Source organism: Micromonospora sp. NPDC005252, assembly GCF_042872475.1.
Taxonomy (GTDB): domain Bacteria; phylum Actinomycetota; class Actinomycetes; order Mycobacteriales; family Micromonosporaceae; genus Micromonospora.
The window spans coordinates 268,243-281,802 of sequence record NZ_JBIAKN010000002.1; the positions used below are offsets into that span (position 1 = coordinate 268,243).

Here is a 13,560-nt window from a genome sequence, read left to right on the forward strand (position 1 = left end):
GCGGGGATGGGTGAACCATGTTCGAGACCGTGCTGATCGCCAACCGGGGTGAGATCGCGCTGCGGGTGCTGCGGGCGTGTCGGGAGCTGGGTGTGCGCACGGCGGTGGTCTACTCCGCCGCCGACGCCGACTCGGCGGCCGTGCGCCTCGCCGACCAGGCCGTCCGCATCGGGCCGGCGTCGAGCCGACGCAGCTACCTCAACGCCGCCGCGATCGTGGAGGCGGCCCGGCAGGTGGGCGCGCAGGCCGTGCATCCCGGGTACGGCTTCCTCTCCGAGGACGCCGACTTCGCCGAGATCTGCGTGGACAACGGCCTGACGTTCATCGGCCCGCCGCCGGCGGTGATGGCGGCGCTGGCCGACAAGTCCTCGGCCCGGGCCCTCATGAGCCGGGCCGGGCTGCCGCTGCCGGCGGGCAGCGTCGCGCCGGTGGCGACCGCCGCCGCGGCGGCCGAGGTCGCCGACGCCGTCGGCTACCCGGTGATCGTGAAGGCCGCCGCCGGGGGCGGGGGCCGGGGGATGACCGTGGTGCGCCGTCCGGCCGAGCTGGCCCGGGCGTACGCGCGGACACGGGCCGCCGCGCAGGCCGCCTTCGGCGACGACCGGGTGTACGTCGAGCGGTACCTCACCGAGGCCCGGCACGTCGAGGTGCAGGTGCTCTGCGACTCCCACGGCAACGGCGTGCACCTGGGCACCCGGGACTGCTCGGTGCAGCGCCGGCACCAGAAACTCATCGAGGAGGCGCCTGCTCCGGCGCTGTCCGCCGCGGCGCTCGACGCCATCGCCGAGACCGCGCTGCGGGGTGCCCTGGAGGTCGGCTTCGTCGGCGCGGGCACGCTGGAGTTCCTGGTGGACGCCGAGGAACGCTTCCACTTCCTGGAGATCAACTGTCGGATCCAGGTGGAACATCCCGTCACCGAGATGGTCACCGGGATCGACCTGGTGCACGAGCAGCTGCACATCGCGGCCGGGGTGCCGCTGCGGTGGCGGCAGGAGGAGATCCAGCTGCACGGCGTCGCCGTGGAGTGCCGCGTCAACACCGAGGACCCGGAGCGGGGCTTCGCGCCCACGCCCGGCCGCCTGGAGCGGTTCACCCCGCCCGGCGGCCCGTTCACCCGCGTGGACACCCACGCCAGCGCCGGCTACCTGGTCGGCCCCTGGTACGACTCGCTGCTGGCCAAGGTGATCGTCTGGGCGCCCGACCGGGAGCTGGCGCTCAACCGGCTGGAGCGTGCCCTGGAGGAGTTCGACATCGCCGGGCCGGGCATGCACACGACCATCGGGTTCGTCCGGCGGGTGCTCGACGACGCCGCGTTCCGCAAGGGCCGCTACACCACTGGCCTGGTCGACCGCCTGCTCGCTGCTTCGCCGCCGGTGCCCGCGCAGCGGCCGACGGCCACCCCCACACCCCGCGCCGCGCCCGCCGCGGAGCCCGACGTATCCAACCGGAGGACCCGATGACCGTCACCCATGGTCGCCCGATGACCGCCGAGATCACCGACATCCTGGTGGCGCACTGCGGACTGGACGCCGACGCCGCCGCGCGGGCGCCCGCCGCGTCACTTGAAGAGCTGGGCATGGACTCGCTCGCCCTGCTGGAACTCTCCGCGGTCGTCGCCGACCGGTGGCAGGTGAGCATCCCCGAGCAGGCCGGGCAGCTGAGCATCCCGGCGGTGGCCGACCTGGTCGCCCGGCGCACCGACCCGCCCGGGCACACCGAGAACTCGGTGGTCATCGACGCGCCGCTCGCGCTGGTCTGGGACGTCACCAACGACGTGGCGAACTGGACCGAGCTGTTCACCGAGTACGCCGTGGTGGAGATCCTGCACCGCGACGGGCACACCGTGCGGTTCCGGCTCACCATGCACCCCGACGAGGCCGGGGTGGCGTGGAGCTGGGTCAGCGAACGCACCGCCGACCCGGTCAGCCGACAGGTGCGGGCGCACCGGGTGGAGACCGGGCCGTTCGAGTACATGCGGATCCACTGGCGCTACACCGAGGAGGCCGGCGGCACCCGGATGACCTGGACGCAGGACTTCGCCATGAAGCCCACCGCGCCGGTCGACAACGCCGGGATGACCGAGCGGATCAACACCAACAGCGTCATCCAACTCGCGGTGATCAAGGACCGGGTGGAGCGGATCGCCCGGCAGCGCGAGGAGCAGAACAGCCCGGCGGCCGGCGCCGCGCAGGACAGCCCGGTTGCCGCCGGCGAGTCGACGGGGGCCGGCGATGAGTGACCTGGGCACCCGGCCGATCGGCGCGGCGGACGTACCGGCCGACCGGCGGCGCGGCGGCGAACTGCGGGTGCTGCTCGGGCCCCGCACCGTCGGCAGCACCTCGGGCTTCCTCGGGGTGGCCACCCTCGCGCCGGGGGAGCGGGTCGCCGAGCACTACCACCCGTACAGCGAGGAGTTCCTGTACGTGGCGCGTGGCGCGATCACGGTCGACCTGGACGACCAGCCCACCGAGGTCGCGGCCGGGGAGGCGCTGTTCGTGCCGGTCAACGTGCGGCACCGGCTGCGCAACACCGGGTCCGAGCCGGCCGAGGTGGTCTTCCACCTGGGCCCGCTGGCCCCGCGTCCGGAGCTGGGACACGTCGACACGGAGCTGGTCGAGCAACGGGGCGGGTCGTGAGCGGGCGTCGCACGGTGGTGACCGGCATCGGGGTGGTCGCTCCCGGCGGCGCCAGCCGGGACCGCTTCTGGAAGACCATCACCGAGGGACGTACGGCCACCCGGCGGATCAGCTTCTTCGACCCGTCGCCGTTCCGCTCCCAGATCGCCGCCGAGTGCGACTTCGACCCGATCGCCGCGGGGCTCACCGACGCCGAACGGAGCCGCGCCGACCGGTACGTGCAGTTCGCGCTGGCCTGCTCCACCGAGGCGATCGCCGACGCCGGCCTGGTGCTCAGCGACGCCGAGCGGGACCGCGCCGGGGTGGTGCTCGGCACCGCCGTGGGCGGCACGATGGCCCTGGAACAGGAGTACGTGCGGGTCAGCGACCATGGCCGGCGTTGGCTGGTCGACGCGGCGCTCGGCGGCCCGTACCTCTACCAGGCGCTGGTGCCCAGCAGCCTGGCCGCCGACGTGGCCTGCCGGCACGGGCTGCACGGCCCGGCGCAGGTGGTCTCCACCGGCTGCACGTCGGGCATCGACGCCATCGGCTACGCCCACCAGCTGATCGTGGACGGCGAGGCGGACATCGTGCTGGCCGGCGCGGCCGACTCGCCGATCTCACCGGTGACCGTCGCCTCGTTCGACGCGATCAAGGCGACCAGCCCCGACAACGACGACCCCGCGCACGCCTCCCGTCCCTTCGACGCCGACCGGCACGGATTCGTGCTGGCCGAGGGCGCGGCGGTGCTGGTGCTGGAGGAGGCGGGGCACGCCCGCAGGCGCGGCGCCCACATCTACTGCGAGGTCGCCGGCTACGCCAGCCGCAGCAACGGCTACCACATGACCGGGCTGCGCCCGGACGGGCTGGAGATGGGCCTCGCCGTCACCGACGCGCTGCGGCAGGGCGGGATCATCCCCGAGCAGGTCTCCTACATCAGCGCCCACGGCTCCGGGACCCGCCAGAACGACAGGCACGAGACGGCCGCGTTCAAGCGGGCGCTGGGCCAGGCCGCGTACCGGGTGCCGATCAGCTCGATCAAGTCGATGGTGGGGCACTCGCTCGGCGCGATCGGGTCGATCGAGATGGCCGCCTGCGCCCTCGCGATCGAGTTCGGCGTCGTGCCGCCGACGGCCAACTGGAGCACCCGCGACCCGGAGTGCGACCTGGACTACGTACCCAACGAGGCGCGGGAGGTGCCCGTCAACGTGGCCCTGTCGGTGGGCAGCGGGTTCGGCGGCTTCCAGTCGGCGATGGTGTTCTCTCGACTGCCTCCGACGGTGCCGGCGTGAGCGCCCGCCGGGCGGTCGTCACCGGCATCGGGGTGGTCGCGCCGAGCGGCGTCGGCGTGGACGCGCACTGGCGCACCGTGCTGGCCGGCACCCGGCGCACCGGGCCGATCACCCTGTTCGACCCGGCCGGCTACCCGACCCGCTTCGGCGGCGAGGTCCCCGACTTCACTGCCGACTCCTACGCCGACAGCCGGCAACTGGTGCAGACCGACCGGTGGACGCACCTCGGCTTCGCCGCCACCCGGCTGGCGCTTACCGACGCCGGCCTGCCCGAGCGGGCACCCGACCCGTACGGCTACGCGGTGGCCCTGGCCAGCTCGTCCGGGGGCAACCTGTTCGGCCAGCGGGAGCTGCAACGGTTGTGGGGCGGGACGTCGCGCACCGTCGGCGCGTACCAGTCGATCGCCTGGTTCTACGCGGCCAGCGTCGGGCAGCTCTCCATCCACCACCAGTTCAAGGGGCCGAGCGGGGTGCTGGTCGCGGAGACGGCCGGCGGGCTGGACAGCCTCGCGCACGCCGCCCGCGCCGTACGCCGGGGCACGCCCGTGGTGATCGCCGGGGCGACCGAGTGTCCACTGAGTCCGTACGCGCTGGCCTGCCAGCTGCGCTCCGGGCTGCTCAGCGACGTCGCCGACCCGGAGCGGGCGTACCGGCCGTTCGACGCGGCGGCCAGCGGCTACCTGCCGGCCGAGGGCGGCGCGGTGTTCGTGGTGGAGGAGCTGGGGCACGCCCTGTCGCGGGGCGCCCGGATCTACGGCGAGGTGAGCGGCTGGGGCGCCACCCACGACGCCGCGCACACCACGGCCGACAGCGCCGGCGATCCGGGCCAGTACGCCCGCGCGATGCGGCTGGCCCTGGACCGGGCGGGTGTCGCGGCGGCCGGGATCGACGTGGTGCTGCCGGACGCTCTCGGTGTGCTCCGCTACGACCGCAGCGAGGCCGAGGCGTTGCGCGCCGTGTTCGCCGATCGGCCGCCCCCGGTCACCACCCAGAAGCCGTTGACCGGCCGGGCACACCAGGGCGGCTCGGCGCTGGACGTGGCCACCGCGCTGCTCGCGTTCGCGCACGACACGCTGCCCGCGTCCGCCGCCCCGGACGAGGTGGCCGACGGGTGCGAGCTGGACTTCCTGCGCGAGCATCGCCGGCCGCGCAGTCGGCTCGCGCTGGTCTGCGCGCGGGGCTTCGACGGGTTCAACAGCGCGCTGGTCCTGCGGGGGGCCGCGCCGGCGAGGGGAGAGACGCCATGAGCGAGCAGCGGGCCTGAGTGGTCTTCCTGGTCCGGGCCCGGTAGACCCCATCCAGCGGCGGTGATCCACTCCAGATCGGCGCTGTGGGGGTATCCGAGCGTCCGGATGCCCCCACATCGGCGACCTCGAGTCGATCCGAGGAGCACACGGATGCCGTACTAGAGCCGTCGGGTTGGTGGGCGCAGCGTCCAGGACAGCAGCGCCAGCCCGGCGACCATGGCAGGTGGGATGAGAGCGGTGGCCGATTGACGCGTGGCGACGTTTGAGGCGGCCGCACCGATCATGTTGATCAGGATGCCGGCGTAGGCCCATTCCTTCAGCCGTGGCAGGCGGGGCGCGAGCACCACCACCCCGGCGATGAGCTTCGCGGTTCCCAGGATGGTGGCCAGGTAGCCGGGATACCCGAGGTCGATCATCGCCGGGTAGAACGGCGGCATGTGGAGCAGGTCCATCGTGCCGCCGATGGCGCATTCAGCGACGACGGCTGCGGTGGTGACCCAGTAGGTACTGGCCCGGCCAAGACCTCGGGCGGCGGTGGTGGGTGCCGTGGTCATGACTGCTGCTCCCGGGCAGTGCCGGCGGCAGCGTCGTCGTCGGTCCGGTGGCGGGCCACGTCTGACGGCGGGGCGGGCAGGGCGCGGACCCGGCCCTTCGTCCCGGCCCGCTGGGCCAGCTCGCAGAAGCCGTCTGATCCGATGCCCAGGCCGATGTTGGTCATGTTGTTGAGGTGCTCGCTGGCCACCAGCCAGACGATGTCGCAGACCTCGCGCTCGGTGTAGTGGCGGGTGAGCCGGGCGAACGTGGTGGGCTCGACCTTCTTGTCGCGGGTGAGCTCGGTTGCGTAGTCCAGGGCCGCGCGCTGGGCATCGGTGAACAGCGGGCTGGTCTGGTACTCCGGCAGCGCGTCCAGGCGTGCCAGGTCGTCGGGGGTCTTGGTCATGACGTACCACCTGGCCGCGTCCATGCAGAACATGCACATGTTGATACTGGCCACCTGCTCGCGGATGAGCAGCGCGGTCTGCGACGCAAGCCGGAGTTTCCGGTCCAGTCTCGGTAGCTTGCCGTAGAAGGACCCGAACGCGAATGGCATGCGAGGGGGCAGCACCTTGATCGGGGTCATCACCTTGCCGAACTGGCGGCGGCTGACGGCATACACCATCTTCATGATCGGGCCCCGCGGCTTGTCGATCGGGGGCAGGTACGGTGCCATTGCTGGCCTCCTCTGACGTCAATCCACCTCTGCCGACGCGACGGCGGGCATGGCCTGAAACGGCCGGGACTGGTCCGATTGGTATTGACCACGACGGTCCGGTGATCCGCCGCTCAGCGATCTCGCCCGATCACCCCGGGCCGGCGCGAGGCGGGCGAGATGAACCCGCTCGACCGGGCGCAGCGTCCGCGCCGGGCCGAGGGTCGCGGTGCTCGCCATGTGTGTCTCCTGTGGAGTAGAACTCTCATTTCAAGAGTACTACTCTTGAAATGAGAGTGGTAGTCTCGATCATGTGGCGACCAGGGTCAGCGGACAAGGGTCCCGCGACGGTCAGGCGCGGACCCGCCTGGCTCGCGCCGCGGTCGTTGCGGCCGCGCGGGCCCTGTTTCTTGAGCGCGGCTACGCCGCAACGACGATTGAGACGATCAGCAAGGTGTCGGACGTACCGCCCGCGACGGTGTACCGGCTGTTCTCTTCCAAGCTCGGGATCCTCAAGGCGCTGCTCGACCTCTCGATAGCCGGTGACGACCAGGCCGTAGCGTTGCCCGACCGGCCCATGGTCCGTGCGCTTCTCGCCGACCGCGACCCCAGGAAACAGCTGTCAGGTTTGGCCGGCCTCGTCCGCGGCATCATGTCCAGGGCCGAGCCTGTTCACCGGATTCTCGTCAGTGCGGCGGGCACCGATCCCGATGCCGCCGCACTGCTCGCCGAGCTGACGCGGCAGAGGCAACACGGCCACGCGCAGTTCGCGCGGTCCCTCGCGCGCACCGGCGCCCTACAGCCGACACTGCGCGAACGCGACGCCGACGACATCATCAACGCGCTCACGTCCCCGGAGGTCTACCGCCTGCTCGTCAGCGACCGAGGCTGGTCTCCGCAGCGGTACGAACAATGGCTGACGGAAATCCTCATCGGCCAACTGCTACCTGCGCCGGCGGACACGTCGACCGCACCCGACACCGTCGACTGACCGAACTCGCCCACACCCACCGGCTGCCGATTCACGCCGGCCTGCAACGCGGCACTCATGTCTACTGCCGCGCGGCGGTCCACATCGACTCGGGTTCCCGGAGGCCGCGGTATCCCGCTCACCCGGACGCCCCGGCTTCACGGAACCGAGTCGATCATGGGCGGTGGGCCGTGATGGTGGTCCGAGTGACGGTGGGCACCGGTATGTGGCAATCGGTCCGGGCGCTCTGTTTGATCTAGCCATTTGCATCTAGCGATGCTCCGCGCGGCTGTCGTAGGGTTCCGTCAGCACCCCGAAAGTTGTTCACAAACGGTAGCTATGCCCTAATTTGTGCTGCGGGTTGAACGGCGAGGGCGATGGATCAATCGACAGGAAACCTTACGGCTGAAGACCCCGGATGGGTGGACGACATCCTGTTCTCCGGCCATCCGACCGATGTTTGTCTCCGCCTGCCGGAATCGATCGACCGGGTCACCCTGCACCGGCTGGTGACCGCCGCGCAGGACCGGCTCATCGCTGCCGGCCTGCGCCCCGGTGGCGCCGCCGCGCTACGACTGCCGCCGTCGCTGGCGTACGTGGTGAACCTGCTGGCCACCTGGCGCACTGGCGCACAGGCGATCCTGCTCGACCACCGGCTGACCGACCACGAGGTGGATCGGGCGCTGGCCCGGCTCACCCCGCAGGTGGTGATCGCGCCGCTGCGGACGTCCGGCGGCGCGCTGAAGGTCTTCGTCGACGTCACCGAGAGCATCACCCGCTACGCCGACCGGCCGGCGGTCAGCGGGCACGCCGTGATCCAGCTCAGCTCCGGCTCCACCGGACCGTCCAAGGTGATCGGCCGTACGGCCACCGACCTGGTCGCCGAGGTGGGCCGCTACACCCGCATCGACGGCGTGCCGCTGCCCGGCGAGCGCATCATCCTGCTGCCCTCCATGGTGCACGTGCTCGGGCTCGTCGGCGGCCTGCTCTACGGCCTGCACGCCGGGGTCGAGCTGGTGCCGCCACAGCGGCTCAGCGGCGACGCCGTGCTGACCGCGATCGCCGCCGATCCGACACCGGCCACCGTGCTGGGTGTGCCGTTCCACATCGGTCTACTCGCCTCCACGCGGCCGTCCGGGCCCCTGCCGCAGTTGCGGCGGATGACCACCGGCGGCGAACTCGTGCCGGCCGCCGTGGCCCAGGCGTTCACCGACCGGTACGGGGTGCCGCTGGGCAACATGTACGGGATGACCGAGGTCGGGGTGATCGGCACCGACCTGCACGGAGCGCACCGGCCGTCGATCGCCCCGGCGCCCGGCATCGAGGTCCGCGAGACCGACGGCGAGTTGTGGGTGTCCTGCCCGGCGTCGCCGTACGTCGGGCTGAGCGACCCGACCCGCTGGGCCGACGGTTGGCTGCACACCCGCGACGCCGGCATCGTCGACGCCGAATCCGGCCTGGTCACCGTGCGCGGCCGGCTCGACTCGCAGGTCTCGGTGGGCGGAATGAAGGTCGACCTCACCGAGGTTGAGGCCACCGTCGCCGAGCTGCCCGGCGTGGCCGCCGCCGTGGTGGTGTGGGACGACGGCATCACCGCGTACGTCCAGCCGGACGGCCCGCTGTCGGAGGAGATGCTGGACAAGCTCCTCGCCGAGCGGTTGGCCGGCTACAAGCGGCCCCGGGTGCTGCGTCTGCTCGACGCGTTGCCCCGCACCACCACCGGCAAGCTGGTCCGTTCGACCGGCGCGCTGCGGTCGGCGGCGACGTCGTGACCGGCCCGCTGCACCACCTCGACGTCGACGTCGACGCCCGCCTCGGCGCGTACCGCGACGGCCAGGACGAGACCGCCACCCAGTTCCGGATGACCGACCCGCAGGGGTTCGCCGCCGGGCACCGGTCGCAGCGGCAGCCCGGGCCCGACCGGTGGGGGCATCTCCCGGAGCAGTCCGCCGGCGCGCAGCCCCAGGCCGAGCGCCTTGCCGACCGCCTCCTTGGCGGTCCACAGCCGGAGGAACTCCGCCGCCCGGCCGGCCTCGGGTCGAGTGGCCAGCCAGGCCAGCTCGTCCGGCGAGAACCAGCGGCGGGCCAGCGCGAGCGCGGGCAGCGGACGGATCTCCTCCACGTCCACGCCGACCGGGCCGGCCGCACGGGCCGCGACCACCACGACCTGACCGGCCCGGCTGACGCTGACCGGCAGCTCGACGGGCCCCGGGTCCGCCAGAGCGGCGACCCGTACGACCGGGTTGCCGGCGGGGCCGTGTGCCAGCACCACCTCCGCCTCGGCGCGGCCGAGCAGCGCCGCGCCCGCCCGCCGCAGCAACCGCACGGCGGGACCCGGCCGACCGCCGGCGTCCCGACCGACCCACACGTACGCGGTGTCCCGATCGGACACCGTCAGTTGGCCCACGCAGAGAGGGTATCCATGAGAGCCGAGGTCCGTGCCTTCATCGTCGAGCAGCTCGCCGACATGAACTACGACGTCGAGGGGCTCGACGACGACACCACGCTCGGCCCGTCCGGCGTCGACCTGGAGTCGCTGGCCCTGGCCGACCTGTCCGTCCGCGTCGAGGACCGCTACGGCGTGACGTTCGCCGACGACGAGTCGGAGAAGCTGGCCCTCATGACGGTCGGCGAGTTCACCACCATGGTCGCCGACCGTGTCGCCGAGGCGACGAGCGACAACGCCTGATGTCCGGTCAGCCCGACCTGGGGCGAGCTGACCTGCTGACCATGCTCGCCGAACTCACCGCGAAACCCGCCGCCGAGGTCCCCGACCGGATCGGCTCGATGGAACTCGCCTGGCTCGTGCACCTCATCGAGCAGCGCTACGAGCGTCGGCTCGACCTCACCGACGACGACCTGGCCGGCATCCGTACCGTCGACGACGCCCTGGTGGTCTTCCGGGCGTCGCTGGCCGCTACCGCAGATGGCTGAGCCACCCGTCGCCCAGCTCACCGGTGTGCACGCGGTCAGCGCCCTCGGTCGGGGCGCCGACGCGCAGCTCGCCGGCGTCCTGGCCGGCGAGCCGGCGTTCGGCCCGGTACGCCGCTTCGACACCACCGCCCGCCGGGTCGCCGTGGCCGCCACCCTGCCCGACGTCGGCACCCTCGCCGACGAGCTGGCCGCGGCGATCGACGCGGCCTGCGCGGCGGCCGGCCTGACCGGCGTACGACGGGCGGGGTGCGCGTTGCTGCTCGCCGTGCACGGCGGCCCGCCCGGCCCGTCCGCGCTGGCGGCTCGGCTCGCCGAGGGCGGCGGACTGTCCGGTCCGACCCGCGTCTACACCAGCGCCTGCGTGTCGGCGAGCACGGCGGTGGCCGACGCCGCCACGCTGATCGCCCGGGGCGACCTGGACCGGGCGGTCGTGGCCGCCGGCTACCTCGTCGAACCGGACCAGTTCGCGCTCTTCGACGCCGGCCGGGCTCTCTCCGACGACGGGGCGGTACGCCCGTTCAGCGCCGGCCGACGTGGGTTGCTGCTCGGCGACGGGGTGGCCGCGGTGGTGCTCGAGTCCAGCGCGGTGGCCCGTCGACGCGACGGTGAGCCGGTGGCCACCGTGGTCGGTTGGGGGCGGGCCGGGGACGCGTTCCACCCCTGCCAGCCGGACCCGTCCGGCACCGGGCTGGCGCACGCGGTACGCGCCGCGCTGCGCCGGGCCGGGCTGCCACCGCAGGCCGTCGGCTACGTCAACGCCAACGCCACCGGCACCGCGCAGAGCGACGCCGCCGAGGCGGCAGCGCTGCGCCGGGCCCTCGACGGGTACGCCGGGCAGGTGCCGGTCAGCTCCACCAAGGCGCTGCACGGGCACGCGTTGGAGGCGTCCGGGCTGCTCGAACTGGTGGTCACCGCGCTGGCGCTGCGCCACGGCGAACTGCCCGTCAACGCCGGCTGGCGCGGCCCGGACGAGGCGTGCCCCCTGGATGTCATCACGGACCGTCCACGCAGGACGACCGCGACCCACGCCCTGACCCTCAACGCCGCCTTCGGTGGCGCCAACACCGCCCTCCTGGTCGGCACCCCGTGACCACCCCGACCTCCCCGCGATCGTGCACCTTCCGTCCCGACGAATCCCAGGAAGCACGCGAAACGACTACCGAAATCGCACGATCGCGGCAGGCGGGGGTGCGGGAGCTCGCCCGGGCTCGCTGGCCCGAGGACGGGGACGGGGACGTGCCGGGAGTTCCGGGGTTCGTGTTCTCGGGGTTCGCGCCGGTGGTGGTGGCCGTTGCCGAGCGGTGCCTGCGCCGACGGTACGGGACGGGGCCGGTGCCCACCGGGACGCGGACGGCGATCGTGCTGGTCACCGCCAGCGGCGACCGGGCCAGCGCCGAGCATGTGCGGGCCACGGTCGAGGCCGGAGGACGGGTCGGCCCGCTGTTCTTCTACCAGTCCGTGCCCAACAGCGTCGCCGGGCACCTCGCGGCCCGCTGGGGGCTGCGCGGCCCGGTGGTCTGCCTCAGCCCGACCGGCGACCCGTACGCCGACGGCACCGCCGAGGCGACCCTGCTGCGCGACGACGGCGACGCCGACGAGGTGTTGCTGGTCCTGATCGAACAGGCGCCCGACACGTCCACCGAGGCGGTCGCGGTGCTGCTGGGGGGAGGAGCACGACCATGAGGACACCGGGACTGCGCGGCGCGTTGGCCGCCGACACCGAGCTGGGCGCGGGCAACATGCTGGCCCGGGTGCTGGCGCACGGCGCCGACCCGGACGGGCCCGGCCTGACCTTCGACACCGCCGTCGACGGGCACCCGGCGCAGGCGCCGCTCACGCTGGGCCAGCTCGACGAGCGGGTCGCCGCCCGCGCCGCCTGGCTGCACGAGCGCGGGGTACGCCCCCGCGACCCGGTCGCCGTCTGGGCCACCGCCGCCGCCGACATGGTGCTGAGCTTCCTGGCACTGGCCCGGCTCGGGGCGATCCCGGCGCTGATGAACGGCAAGCTCCGCCCGGAGATCGCCGCCGAGTACATCCGCCGGCTACGCGGCGTCGGTGTGCTCGCCGACGACGCGCACACCGCGCTGCTGGCCGGACACGACCTGGGCGTACCGCTGCTGGGCACGCCCGCGCAGGCAGGCGCGGGCGACCCGGCCGCGGCCCCGGCGCACTACCGGCACCACCCCGACGACCCGATCGTGATCACCCACACCTCCGGGACGACCGGGGTGCCCAAGGCGGTGCTGCACTCGCACGCCAGCCTCTTCGCCGCCACCCGGCACCTGCTCACCATGCCGCAGGCGCAGGGCACCCGCCGGATCCTCAACGCGCTGCCCGCACCGCACACCGCCACCGTGCTGATGGTCAACCAGGCGCTGGGCAACCGCGCGGAGATGTTCCTCCTGTCCGAGCAGGGCGGCGAGCGGGTGCTCGACGCCATCCAGCGCTGGCGCCCCGACGGGGTGTTCGGTTTCTCGGTCACCTGGGCCGAGCTGGCCCGCTTCGACCTGTCCGGGTACGACCTGGACTCGGTGCGGCTGTGGTTCAACACCGGCGACTGCTCGCACGAGCCGCACATCCGCCGGCTGGTCGCGACCGGCTGGCGGGACACCGTCACCCGCGACGGCGTGGCCCGGGTGCCCGGCTCGGTCTTCATCGACGGGCTGGGCTCCAGCGAGATGGGGCACTCCATGTTCCACGTCACCCACCGCGCCGACACCGACCGGTACGGCCGCTGCATCGGCCGGCCGTACGCGTTCGCCCGGGTCGCGGTGCTCGACGCCGAGGGCGAGCCGGTGCCGGTCGGCGAGGTGGGTTTCCTCGGCGTCGACTCGCCGTCGCTGTTCCGGGGCTACTGGAACGACTCGGTCACCACCTACCGGTTCCGCCAGCGCGGCTGGTACCTCACCGGTGACCTGGTCCGGGCCGACGCCGACGGCCGCTACTACCACCTGGACCGGGCCGTCGACTCGGTCGACGCCGGAGACGGCCGGAGGTTCTTCACCGCCCTGTCCGAGGAGAAGATCCTCGCCACCTGCCCGGACGTCACCGACTGCACTGTGGTGATCGTCGCAGAGGCCGGCGGTGTGGCCACCGACGTGCTGCTGGAGTTGGCGGCCGGGGCCGACGAGGCCGAGGACCGCACCGAACGGGTCCGCGCCGCGCTCGGCGCGGACGTCGGCGCCACGCTGCGCCGGGTGGTGCCGGTGCGCTCGGACGACATCCCGGTCACCGTGACCGGCAAGGTCCGCAAGGTGGCCCTGCGCGAGCGCTACCTGAGCGAGGCGTCGTCGTGAGCGGGCGATCCGGAGCG

15 protein-coding genes are annotated in these 13,560 nt (G+C 73.1%); 12 read left to right on the top strand and 3 right to left on the bottom strand.

The features are described from left to right. The first annotated feature begins 17 nt into the window (after nucleotides 1–17). Genes ACFYPH_RS06980 through ACFYPH_RS07000 form a run of 5 tightly spaced genes read left to right on the top strand, consistent with a single transcriptional unit; the run spans nucleotide 18 to nucleotide 5,154 of the window. Entirely contained in the window at nucleotides 18–1,460 is a 1,443-nt protein-coding gene (locus ACFYPH_RS06980; protein ID WP_387179827.1) for an acetyl/propionyl/methylcrotonyl-CoA carboxylase subunit alpha, read from the top strand. Then, nucleotides 1,457–2,239, top strand: coding sequence for an SRPBCC family protein (locus ACFYPH_RS06985; RefSeq protein ID WP_354862621.1), 783 nt, complete (start codon nucleotides 1,457–1,459; stop codon nucleotides 2,237–2,239). The genes ACFYPH_RS06980 and ACFYPH_RS06985 overlap by 4 nt, the downstream gene beginning before the upstream one ends. Next, nucleotides 2,232–2,636 (top strand): cupin domain-containing protein, encoded by a 405-nt coding sequence (locus ACFYPH_RS06990; RefSeq protein ID WP_387179830.1) that lies wholly within the window; start codon nucleotides 2,232–2,234, stop codon nucleotides 2,634–2,636. The genes ACFYPH_RS06985 and ACFYPH_RS06990 overlap by 8 nt, the downstream gene beginning before the upstream one ends. After that, the gene (locus ACFYPH_RS06995) at nucleotides 2,633–3,907 is read left to right on the top strand and encodes a beta-ketoacyl-[acyl-carrier-protein] synthase family protein (protein WP_387179833.1); all 1,275 of its coding nucleotides are present in this window, start codon (nucleotides 2,633–2,635) and stop codon (nucleotides 3,905–3,907) included. Before ACFYPH_RS06990 ends, ACFYPH_RS06995 begins: the two co-directional genes overlap by 4 nt. Then, nucleotides 3,904–5,154 (top strand): beta-ketoacyl synthase N-terminal-like domain-containing protein, encoded by a 1,251-nt coding sequence (locus ACFYPH_RS07000; RefSeq protein WP_387179837.1) that lies wholly within the window; start codon nucleotides 3,904–3,906, stop codon nucleotides 5,152–5,154. Before ACFYPH_RS06995 ends, ACFYPH_RS07000 begins: the two co-directional genes overlap by 4 nt. A gap of 158 nt (nucleotides 5,155–5,312) precedes the next feature. On the opposite strand, the gene ACFYPH_RS07005 is transcribed toward ACFYPH_RS07000, so the two are convergent. After that, nucleotides 5,313–5,708: a DoxX family protein gene (locus ACFYPH_RS07005; protein ID WP_363940843.1), complete on the bottom strand. Its 396-nt coding sequence runs from the start codon at nucleotides 5,706–5,708 to the stop codon at nucleotides 5,313–5,315. Continuing rightward, nucleotides 5,705–6,364, bottom strand: a complete 660-nt coding sequence (locus ACFYPH_RS07010) for a carboxymuconolactone decarboxylase family protein (protein ID WP_387179841.1) — start codon at nucleotides 6,362–6,364, stop codon at nucleotides 5,705–5,707. The genes ACFYPH_RS07005 and ACFYPH_RS07010 overlap by 4 nt, the downstream gene beginning before the upstream one ends. A 292-nt stretch (nucleotides 6,365–6,656) precedes the next feature. Between ACFYPH_RS07010 and ACFYPH_RS07015 the strand changes: the two genes are divergently transcribed. Beyond that, nucleotides 6,657–7,334, top strand: a complete 678-nt coding sequence (locus ACFYPH_RS07015) for a TetR/AcrR family transcriptional regulator (protein WP_354862631.1) — start codon at nucleotides 6,657–6,659, stop codon at nucleotides 7,332–7,334. Nucleotides 7,335–7,690: 356 nt separating this feature from the next. Further along, nucleotides 7,691–9,085: a class I adenylate-forming enzyme family protein gene (locus ACFYPH_RS07020; protein ID WP_387179845.1), complete on the top strand. Its 1,395-nt coding sequence runs from the start codon at nucleotides 7,691–7,693 to the stop codon at nucleotides 9,083–9,085. Here the strand turns inward: ACFYPH_RS07020 and ACFYPH_RS07025 are convergent. Then, nucleotides 8,980–9,705, bottom strand: a complete 726-nt coding sequence (locus tag ACFYPH_RS07025; protein WP_387180520.1) for a 4'-phosphopantetheinyl transferase family protein — start codon at nucleotides 9,703–9,705, stop codon at nucleotides 8,980–8,982. The genes ACFYPH_RS07020 and ACFYPH_RS07025 overlap by 106 nt on opposite strands. A 30-nt stretch (nucleotides 9,706–9,735) precedes the next feature. On the opposite strand from ACFYPH_RS07025, the gene ACFYPH_RS07030 reads away from it, so the two are divergent. The 5 genes from ACFYPH_RS07030 (at nucleotide 9,736) to ACFYPH_RS07050 (ending at nucleotide 13,543) form a co-directional block, all read left to right on the top strand. Further along, nucleotides 9,736–10,002, top strand: a complete 267-nt coding sequence (locus ACFYPH_RS07030) for an acyl carrier protein (RefSeq protein ID WP_387179848.1) — start codon at nucleotides 9,736–9,738, stop codon at nucleotides 10,000–10,002. Then, nucleotides 10,002–10,247, top strand: a complete 246-nt coding sequence (locus tag ACFYPH_RS07035; protein ID WP_354862636.1) for an acyl carrier protein — start codon at nucleotides 10,002–10,004, stop codon at nucleotides 10,245–10,247. Before ACFYPH_RS07030 ends, ACFYPH_RS07035 begins: the two co-directional genes overlap by 1 nt. Continuing rightward, nucleotides 10,240–11,337, top strand: a complete 1,098-nt coding sequence (locus ACFYPH_RS07040) for a beta-ketoacyl-[acyl-carrier-protein] synthase family protein (RefSeq protein WP_387179851.1) — start codon at nucleotides 10,240–10,242, stop codon at nucleotides 11,335–11,337. The genes ACFYPH_RS07035 and ACFYPH_RS07040 overlap by 8 nt, the downstream gene beginning before the upstream one ends. Before the next feature lie 98 nt (nucleotides 11,338–11,435). Continuing rightward, nucleotides 11,436–11,930, top strand: coding sequence for a beta-ketoacyl synthase chain length factor (locus tag ACFYPH_RS07045; RefSeq protein ID WP_354860712.1), 495 nt, complete (start codon nucleotides 11,436–11,438; stop codon nucleotides 11,928–11,930). Next, nucleotides 11,927–13,543 carry a class I adenylate-forming enzyme family protein gene (locus ACFYPH_RS07050; protein ID WP_387179854.1) on the top strand — a complete coding sequence of 539 codons (1,617 nt, stop codon included), beginning with the start codon at nucleotides 11,927–11,929 and terminating at the stop codon, nucleotides 13,541–13,543. Before ACFYPH_RS07045 ends, ACFYPH_RS07050 begins: the two co-directional genes overlap by 4 nt. Nucleotides 13,544–13,560: the final 17 nt, after the last annotated feature.

Coding starts and splice junctions, on each gene's coding strand:
- ACFYPH_RS07050 (WP_387179854.1), top strand. CDS start 11,927: ATGAGGACACCGGGACTGCGCGGCGCGTTGGCCGCCGACACCGAGCTG.
- ACFYPH_RS06980 (WP_387179827.1), top strand. CDS start 18: ATGTTCGAGACCGTGCTGATCGCCAACCGGGGTGAGATCGCGCTGCGG.
- ACFYPH_RS07035 (WP_354862636.1), top strand. CDS start 10,002: ATGTCCGGTCAGCCCGACCTGGGGCGAGCTGACCTGCTGACCATGCTC.
- ACFYPH_RS07010 (WP_387179841.1), bottom strand. CDS start 6,364: ATGGCACCGTACCTGCCCCCGATCGACAAGCCGCGGGGCCCGATCATG.
- ACFYPH_RS07030 (WP_387179848.1), top strand. CDS start 9,736: ATGAGAGCCGAGGTCCGTGCCTTCATCGTCGAGCAGCTCGCCGACATG.
- ACFYPH_RS06985 (WP_354862621.1), top strand. CDS start 1,457: ATGACCGTCACCCATGGTCGCCCGATGACCGCCGAGATCACCGACATC.
- ACFYPH_RS07040 (WP_387179851.1), top strand. CDS start 10,240: ATGGCTGAGCCACCCGTCGCCCAGCTCACCGGTGTGCACGCGGTCAGC.
- ACFYPH_RS06990 (WP_387179830.1), top strand. CDS start 2,232: ATGAGTGACCTGGGCACCCGGCCGATCGGCGCGGCGGACGTACCGGCC.
- ACFYPH_RS07005 (WP_363940843.1), bottom strand. CDS start 5,708: ATGACCACGGCACCCACCACCGCCGCCCGAGGTCTTGGCCGGGCCAGT.
- ACFYPH_RS07020 (WP_387179845.1), top strand. CDS start 7,691: ATGGATCAATCGACAGGAAACCTTACGGCTGAAGACCCCGGATGGGTG.